Origin of the sequence: Achromobacter sp. Marseille-Q0513 (genome assembly GCF_018195695.1) — a bacterium.
Taxonomy (GTDB): domain Bacteria; phylum Pseudomonadota; class Gammaproteobacteria; order Burkholderiales; family Burkholderiaceae_B; genus Achromobacter.
Genome location: NZ_JAGTJY010000247.1, coordinates 1 through 7,361, shown reverse-complemented (window position 1 = coordinate 7,361; position 7,361 = coordinate 1). Strand labels below are relative to the sequence as shown.

Sequence of the window (7,361 nt, the reverse complement as noted above, 5' to 3'; positions counted from 1 at the left end):
ATGCTGCGCGAAAAGGGCTACGACGCCGGCCAGGCCTCCGGCCTGATCGCCGCCGGCGGCATCATCGCGCCCATCATCCCGCCGTCGATCTCCTTCATCATCTTCGGCGTCGCCACCAATGTGTCGATCACCAAGCTCTTTTTCGCCGGCATCGCCCCGGGCCTGATGATGGGCCTGACGCTGGTGGCGGTGTGGACCTGGGTGGCGCGCAAGCACGGCAGCATCACGCCCTCGCCGCGCCAGCCCTGGAGTGCGCGGTTGCGGGCGCTGCGCGAGGCGGGCTGGGCGCTGATGCTGCCCGTCATCATCATCGGCGGCCTGCGCGGCGGCATCTTCACGCCGACCGAGGCCGCCGTGGTGGCGGCGGTGTACGCGCTGCTGGTCAGCCTGTTCGTCTACCGCGAGATCAAGGCGCGCGACCTGATGCCGCTGTTCGTCAACGCCGCCCGCACCACCGCCGTGGTCATGTTCCTGGTGGCGGCGGCCATGATGTCGTCCTACATGATCACGCTGGCCGACATGCCGCAGGACCTGATCGCGCTGCTCGATCCGGTGCTGGACCAGCCCAGGCTGCTGATGTTCGCGCTGCTGGTGCTGCTGACGCTGGTCGGCACGGTGATGGACCTGACGCCCACCATCCTGATCCTGGCGCCGGTGCTGATGCCGGTCATCACCAAGGCAGGCATCGACCCGGTCTATTTCGGCGTGATGTTCGTCATGGTGGGCTGCGTCGGCCTGCTCACGCCGCCGGTGGGCACGGTGCTGAACGTGGTCTGCGGCGTGGCCCGCATCAACATGGAAACCATCTGCAGGGGCGTGTGGCGCTACGTGGTCGCCTACACGCTGCTGCTGGTCCTGCTGGTGATCTTCCCCGAGCTGATCACCGTCCCCGCGCGCTGGATGCACTAGGGCGCGCCCACAAAGAAGAACCAAGGAGGAAAGACATGCTCAAGCTGCAAAACACCCCGCCCAAGACCTCGCTCAAGGCCCGCATCCTGGTCCTGGCCGCCGCCCTGTCCTGCGCCGTGGCCGGCGCCGCCTCGGCGGCTGACGTCAAGCCGCGCCTGATCCGCTTCGGCTACGGCCTGAACGAGGAAAGCGTGCAGGGCCGCGCCGCGCGCCACCTGGCGCAGGAACTGGAGAAGATCAGCGGCGGCAAGCTGAAGATGAAGACCTTCGGCTCGGCCAACCTGGGCTCGGACGAACAGATGCAGGGCGCGCTGGCCGGCGGCGCCCAGGAAATGATGGTGGGCTCGACCGCGCCGCTGGCCGGCATGGTCAAGGAGTTCGGCGTGTTCGACCTGCCGTTCCTGTTCAACAGCGAAAAGGAAGCCGATGCGGTGCTGGACGGCCCGCTGGGCCAGGACCTGCTCAAGAAGCTGGAGGCCAAGGGGCTGGTGGGCCTGGTCTATTGGGAGAACGGCTTTCGCAACATGACCAACTCCAAGCGCCCCATCGCCCGCGCCGAGGACCTGCAAGGCATCAAGCTGCGCGTCATGCAGAACCAGATCGCGCTGGGCGTGTTCAACACGCTGGGCGCCAACGCCGTGCCCATGCCCTTCTCCGAGCTGTTCACGGCGCTGGAGACGCGCACGGTGGACGGCCAGGAAAACCCCATCACCACGATCCAGAGCAGCAAGTTCTACGAAGTGCAGCCCTACCTGACCATCACGCGCCACGTCTACACGCCCTGGGTGGTGCTGGCCTCGAAGAAATGGTGGGACAAGCTGTCGGCCGACGAGCAGCAGCTGATCCGCCAGGCCGCCGCGACCTCGCGCGACTTCGAGCGCCAGGACAGCCGCGCCGACTCGCTCAAGGCCATGGGCACGCTGGAGCAGCACGGCATGAAGATCAACACCGTGTCCGCCGATGAAGTGGCGCGCATGCGCCAGAAGGTGCAGCCGGTGGTCGACAAGTACACGCAGGAACTCGGCCCCGAGCTGATCAAGCAACTGAACGAGGAAATACAGAAGGCCCGCAACTGAGCCCGTCGCCCCGGGGCATCGTCCCCGGGGCGCGGCTCCCCCGAAGCAAGCAACGAAGCACGCGAGATTCCCATGTCCCAGACACCCCGCAGACTGCGCAGCCAGAAATGGTTCGACGATCCCTCACACGCCGACATGACGGCGATCTACGTCGAGCGCTACCTCAACTACGGCCTGACGCGCGAGGAGCTGCAATCGGGCCGGCCCATCATCGGCATTGCCCAGACCGGCAGCGACCTCGCGCCCTGCAACCGCCACCATCTGGCGCTGGCCGAGCGCATCAAGGCCGGCATCCGCGACGCGGGCGGCATCCCGATGGAGTTCCCGGTCCATCCACTGGCCGAACAGGGCCGCCGCCCCACCGCCGCGCTGGACCGCAACCTGGCCTACCTGGGCCTGGTGGAGATCCTGCACGGCTATCCGCTGGACGGCGTGGTGCTGACCACCGGCTGCGACAAGACCACGCCCGCCTGCCTGATGGCCGCGGCCACCGTGGACATTCCCGCGATCGTGCTGTCCGGCGGCCCCATGCTGGACGGCTGGCACGACGGCCAGCGCGTGGGCTCGGGCACGGTGATCTGGCACGCGCGCAACCTGATGGCGGCGGGCAAGCTCGACTACGAAGGCTTCATGACGCTGGCGACGGCGTCCTCGCCGTCCGTCGGCCACTGCAACACCATGGGCACGGCGCTGTCGATGAACTCGCTGGCCGAAGCGCTGGGCATGTCGCTGCCGACCTGCGCCAGCATCCCCGCGCCCTACCGCGAACGCGGTCAGATGGCCTACGCCACCGGCAAGCGCATCTGCGACATGGTGCGCGAGGACCTGCGCCCGTCGCGCATCCTGACCCGCGCAGCCTTCGAGAACGCCATCGTGGTGGCCTCGGCGCTGGGCGCGTCCAGCAACTGTCCGCCGCACCTGATCGCCATGGCGCGCCACGCCGGCATCGACCTGAGCCTGGACGACTGGCAACGGCTGGGCGAGGACGTGCCGCTGCTGGCGAACTGCGTGCCCGCCGGCGAGCACCTGGGCGAGGGCTTTCACCGCGCCGGCGGCGTGCCCGCCGTGCTGCATGAATTGCAGGCCGCAGGCCGGCTGCACGACGGCTGCCTGACCGTGTCGGGCCAGACCATCGGCGAAATCGCCGCCGCCGCCAAGACCCGCGATCCCGACGTCATCCGCAGCTGCGCGCAGCCGCTCAAGCAACGCGCCGGCTTCATTGTGCTGTCGGGCAATTTCTTCGACAGCGCGGTCATCAAGATGTCGGTGGTGGGCGAGGCCTTCCGCCGCACCTACCTGTCCGAGCCCGGCGACGAGAACGCCTTCGAGGCGCGCGCCATCGTGTTCGACGGCCCCGAGGACTATCACGCGCGCATCGAGGATCCGGCGCTCAACATCGACGAGCATTGCATCCTGGTGATCCGGGGCGCCGGCACCGTGGGCTATCCCGGCAGCGCCGAGGTGGTCAACATGGCCCCTCCCTCGCACCTGATCAAGCGCGGCATCGACTCGCTGCCCTGCCTGGGCGACGGCCGCCAGAGCGGCACCTCGGCCAGCCCCTCGATCCTGAACATGTCGCCCGAGGCGGCCGTGGGCGGCGGGCTGGCGCTGCTGCGCACCGGCGATCGCATCCGCGTCGACCTGAACCAGCGCTCGGTCACGGCCCTGGTCGACGAGACCGAGCTGGAGAAGCGCCGCGCCGAGCCGGCCATGCAGCCGCCCCCCGCTCAGACGCCGTGGCAGGAGATCTATCGGAAGATGGTCGGCCAGCTATCCACCGGCGGCTGCCTGGAGCCGGCGACGCTGTACCTGAAGGTGGTGGAAACGCGCGGCGATCCCCGGCATTCGCATTGAGGGTTCAGGCGTCGTCCGGTCCGCCGGACGACGCCGACGCGCGCGGACTGGGGCGCGACAGCACGTAGGCCGCGCTGGCAATGAAGAACAGGCCCACGCCCAGGGCCAGCGCCCAGGACGGATGCGCCCCCCACCAGAACAGCGCGTAGCCGACCGCCATGCCCAGCGTGGCGTAGGTCTTGCCCTTGCGCGACACCGCGCCCTGCTCGCGCCAGGCGCGCAGCGAAGGACCGTAGGTGGGGCTGTCGAGCAGCCATTTTTCCAGCCTGGGAGAAGAGCGGGAAAAGCAGCCCACCGCCAGGATCAGGAAAATCGTGGTCGGCATCACCGGCAGGAATGCGCCGATGACGCCCAGCGCCACCATCACGCAGCCCAGAACCAGCCAGATCGCTCTCATCATGATGGACAGCAGGATATCGCAAAAGCGACGCGGCCGATGGCGCCGCCCGGCCGGCCCGTTGCGCCGCGTTCAGCCGTCGTACACCACCGCGCGATCACGGCCCTCGCGCTTGGCCCGGTACAGCGCCAGGTCGGCGCGCCGGATCACGTCCGAGGTGCCGGTGTCGCCCGGCACGAAGCGCGCGATGCCGCCGCTGGCCGACAGCATCAGGGGATCGTCGCCGAATTCCAGCGCGTGGTTGCGCAGGGCCTCGCGCAGCCGGTCGCAGACCGCCAGCGCCGTGCCGGGATCATCGCCGTCCAGCAGCACCAGGAACTCCTCGCCGCCCAGGCGTCCGATGGCGTCGCCGCCGCGCACGCAGGCGCGCAGTTGGTCGCAGAAGTGCCGCAGCGCGGCGTCGCCTGCCAGGTGCCCGTAGCGATCGTTGACCTGCTTGAAAAAGTCCAGGTCCAGCATCAGCGCGGTGAAGGCCGCGCCCGGATCCAGGCGCGCGGCGTTCAGCTTCAGGCTCATGCGCCGCAGGATCTCGGCCCGGTTCCAGCAGCCGGTCAGGCTGTCCACCGTCGCCATCCTGGCGATCGCGGCCTGCGCCCGCCGGCTTTCGGTGGCATCCAGCCCGATGTTGATGATGCGGCCGTCGGGCAGGCTGACGTTCGACCACATCACGGTCAGCCGCTCGCCCGCGCGCGTCAGCGGGTGCCACTCGCGGAACGTGCGGCACGGCGCGCTGTCCACGCTTTCGCGCACCCGCGCCCGGTCCGAGGGATCGGGATAGAACAGCGCCAGCGGATCGTCCTGGCGGTTGATCTCGGCGATCGACCAGCCGAAGCGGCGTTCGCACTCCTCGTTCCACAAGGTGCAGCGGCCGTCCTGGTCGAAGGCGTTGATCAGCACCGGCGCGCTGTGGAACAGCGCCTCGTACTGCGTCACCAGTCCGCGCCAATCGTCGGCGCGGCGGCGCAGTTCGCGATAGCCGAGCACGCTGCGCCGCGCATAGGACGCCAGGATGCCCAGTGCATCTCCATACACGGCGGCAGCGGGCACCGCCCGCCGGAAGACCAATGCCACATGTCCGCGCAACGCGCCGTCCGGATCGCGCAAGGCCCTGGCCACGCAGGCCCGCACGCCTTCGCGGACGAACCAGGGCGCGTCCGGCAGCGTGCCACCGCCTTCATCCACCCGGACGGCATCCCCGCCTGCCGCCAAGGCCACGTGCATGGCCTGGGCGGCCTGGCGCAAGGGCGCGCCGGACGGCTCCGCGACAATCAGCTCGGACTCGCCGTCGCGCGTCAGCAGCACCCACGCGATATCCGCCCCGAACGCGACACGGGCCTGCTCGGCCAGATAATGGAAAAACCCCTGCTCGGGGGCATCGGCCAATAATCGGTTTACCGCAAGCAATATACCGGCGGCATCGGCAGGCGGCGCCAAGGGATTAACGCCTTCATTCAAGGAAGGGGGGCGCATGGTCTCGAAGTCAAACCGGGGATAAGGGGTCGGGCCGTCAGCGGAACCGCAAGGCCTGTCGTGCGGCCGCGCGATTCGAATAACACCTGAATGGCGGCCTGAAGCTGCGCCAGTATAGGAGCAATGCGGGGCCGATAATGCCAAGAATCGTCAAGGCCGTGATTTTCAAACGGGGTTTCCTGTTTTCTGGAAAATGCGCCTCCTCGCCTTCCACAATCAAAGCCTTCCGGCGACGCGCTATAACTGAAGCCTGTCCCGATCCGATTCCAGGAGTTCCGCAAATGGACAACACATGGCTGACCCAGGCCAAGCGCTTGCAGGCAATCGCCTCCACGGGCCTGCACTTCTGCCGCGACGAATACGACCGCGAACGCTACCAGGAGATCGCCGACATCGCCCATCGCATGCTCGCCGAGCTGGGCGGCGTGCCGCCGGCCCGCATCCTGGAGCTGGTCTCCGATTTCGCCCAAGGCTACGCCACGCCGAAGGTGGACGTACGCGGCGCGCTCATCGAGCATGGCCGGATCCTGCTGGTGCGCGAGAAAAGCGACGGCTGCTGGACGCTGCCGGGCGGCTATGCCGACGTCGGCCTGTCGCCAGCCGAGAACGTGATCAAGGAAATCCGCGAAGAAGCGGGCATCGCCGTTTCCGCCACACGCCTGTACAGCGTGCGCCACAAGGCCAAGCGCGAATACGAGCCCGACGTGCGGGATTTCTACAAGCTGTTCTTCCTGTGCGCGCGCGACGGCGATGAGCACACGCCGACGCCCGGCCTGGAAACGATGGACGCCGACTTCTTCGCGCCCGACCGGCTGCCGCCGCTGTCGCGAGGCCGGGTGGTGGAAAGCGATATCCAGGCAGCATTCGCGTTCCAGGCCGACGAGGCACGAGCGGCGGCGTTCGACTAAGACCGACATGCGACAATGCGCGCGCCGTCCGGATCACGCCGCAAGACGCTTTCCCCTGTCGGCCCCCCTTCATCTTCGGAGCTCCACAGTGCAGTCCTCATGGATGCGCCCGCGCGGCCCAAAGGCCCGCGCTTCCAGCGCCTGGGCCGCCCGCGCGGCCGGCGTGGCGTTGATGCTGGCATCAGCCGCTGCCGCCGCTGACGCCAACGATGCCCGGATATTGATGCAGCCCGAACCCGGCGCCGCCTACGTCCACGGCCGCTACTACCTGATCCCGCAACCCTACGCCACGGTCAAGCGCGATATCGAACAGGGCTTCGCTGCCACGGCCGGGCTGCGCGGATTCCAGCCGCGCGACGACACCGCGCCCCTGTCGGGCATGGAGTTCTACTGGGTGCAGGTCGGCGCCCGCCATCTCCCGGCACTGCGCCAGGCCCTGGCCGCCCAGGCCGGCGCGCAGGCGGCGTCCGTGCTGGACCAGGCGCTCAAGACCGGCGCGATCACGCGCGAGGAGAACACCGCCTTCCGCAACGCGATTGCATCGCAACAGGACTACGCCGACGACACGCTCAAGTCCGTCCCGTTCGTGGCACAGCCCATCGCGCGCTGGTCGTTCCAGCGCACGCAGGGTAAATCGCGCGCGCAGCAGATCGACTACGGCACGGTCATGGACCTCTCGTCGCTGGTGGACACCCCGCCGCTGACCCTGGTCTGGTACGGCGGCACCGCCGCCACCGTCACGCGGCA

Annotated in this window: 7 protein-coding genes; 5 read left to right on the top strand and 2 right to left on the bottom strand. The window is 68.5% G+C overall.

What is annotated here, in order from left to right:
* From KDH83_RS28465 to KDH83_RS28455, 3 genes are all read left to right on the top strand, one after another.
* Positions 1-909: TRAP transporter large permease (locus tag KDH83_RS28465; RefSeq protein WP_212321941.1), on the top strand; the 909-nt coding region annotated here is incomplete at its 5' end.
* Positions 910-944: 35 nt separating this feature from the next.
* Positions 945-1,985 carry a TRAP transporter substrate-binding protein gene (locus KDH83_RS28460; RefSeq protein WP_212321939.1) on the top strand — a complete coding sequence of 347 codons (1,041 nt, stop codon included), beginning with the start codon at positions 945-947 and terminating at the stop codon, positions 1,983-1,985.
* A 72-nt stretch (positions 1,986-2,057) separates the two neighbouring features.
* Positions 2,058-3,839 carry an IlvD/Edd family dehydratase gene (locus tag KDH83_RS28455; protein WP_212321937.1) on the top strand — a complete coding sequence of 594 codons (1,782 nt, stop codon included), beginning with the start codon at positions 2,058-2,060 and terminating at the stop codon, positions 3,837-3,839.
* A gap of 4 nt (positions 3,840-3,843) precedes the next feature.
* Here the strand turns inward: KDH83_RS28455 and KDH83_RS28450 are convergent, their stop codons facing one another.
* A complete protein-coding gene (locus KDH83_RS28450; protein WP_212321935.1) occupies positions 3,844-4,239 on the bottom strand; it encodes a YbaN family protein in 396 nt (131 codons plus the stop codon).
* A 69-nt stretch (positions 4,240-4,308) separates the two neighbouring features.
* The gene (locus tag KDH83_RS28445) at positions 4,309-5,619 is read right to left on the bottom strand and encodes a diguanylate cyclase (protein WP_249205418.1); all 1,311 of its coding nucleotides are present in this window, start codon (positions 5,617-5,619) and stop codon (positions 4,309-4,311) included.
* A 368-nt stretch (positions 5,620-5,987) separates the two neighbouring features.
* On the opposite strand from KDH83_RS28445, the gene KDH83_RS28440 reads away from it, so the two are divergent.
* Both KDH83_RS28440 and KDH83_RS28435 read left to right on the top strand, forming a co-directional pair.
* On the top strand, positions 5,988-6,614 hold the full coding sequence (locus KDH83_RS28440) for an NUDIX hydrolase (RefSeq protein WP_212321933.1): 627 nt from the start codon (positions 5,988-5,990) through the stop codon (positions 6,612-6,614).
* A 223-nt stretch (positions 6,615-6,837) separates the two neighbouring features.
* On the top strand, positions 6,838-7,361 hold a 524-nt coding region (locus KDH83_RS28435), incomplete at its 3' end, for a hypothetical protein (RefSeq protein WP_212321932.1).

Excerpts from the sequence above, each read along its gene's own strand:
- KDH83_RS28460 (WP_212321939.1), top strand. The coding sequence starts at position 945 with ATGCTCAAGCTGCAAAACACCCCGCCCAAGACCTCGCTCAAGGCCCGC.
- KDH83_RS28455 (WP_212321937.1), top strand. The coding sequence starts at position 2,058 with ATGTCCCAGACACCCCGCAGACTGCGCAGCCAGAAATGGTTCGACGAT.
- KDH83_RS28450 (WP_212321935.1), bottom strand. The coding sequence starts at position 4,239 with ATGATGAGAGCGATCTGGCTGGTTCTGGGCTGCGTGATGGTGGCGCTG.
- KDH83_RS28440 (WP_212321933.1), top strand. The coding sequence starts at position 5,988 with ATGGACAACACATGGCTGACCCAGGCCAAGCGCTTGCAGGCAATCGCC.